General features: G+C 55.3%; 1 protein-coding gene. It reads right to left on the reverse strand.

Translation table 11 applies throughout. The features are described 5' to 3' along the window. Positions 1-142: 142 nt before the first annotated feature. Positions 143-626: hypothetical protein (locus E1297_RS49530; RefSeq protein ID WP_209015553.1), on the reverse strand; the 484-nt coding region annotated here is incomplete at its 5' end.

Raw genomic sequence — 626 nt, forward strand, 5'->3', positions numbered from 1 at the left:
CCGCCGCATTCGCGTCCCGGTCATGGTCCATGACCTGTCGGCAAGTGCCAGCGTGTCGTTGATCGACCTGCAATGTGAACACGTCTTCGTTCGGATTGACAGGTTCAATCCGAACGAAGGGCTTGCCGGACCAGTCCGTCTTTCAGAAAGCTGGCTTAGCGACCTCGTCAGGCTTCAGCGTAATTGCCGGAAAGTCGTACTCGTTGAACGTCACTTCGTCCAGCGCGTAGGGAGGGCCGTTTAACCAGCTCGGATCGTCGCGAACCTTGTTGTCGATGTGAACTCCAATGAGGACGCGAGATCCCTTGTCGGTGCACATGTATTCCCGCTCGTTCATGAAAAAGCGCTCCCCGATGGAGATCATCGAGAGGTCGAAATCGTCCTCTGAAGAAAGGGTGTTGGTCAGGTTGGTGCGGATGCGTGTCATGTCTCGTGTGTCATCGTGTGAACTTTTGCTCTGATGCGGGGTGAACTTGGGCTTTGCACTGTCGTGTTTAAGCATCCGTATGGTTGTTGGATGGTGAGAGGCGATCGTGTCAGCCCCCGGGTGCCGACGGTATAGGCATTTAACGTCTTCCCCGCCCAAAGTGACTTGAATTTTAGCGAAGCGCAAGCCGTCAGGCTGC

Source organism: Roseibium sp. RKSG952 (assembly GCF_009711355.1).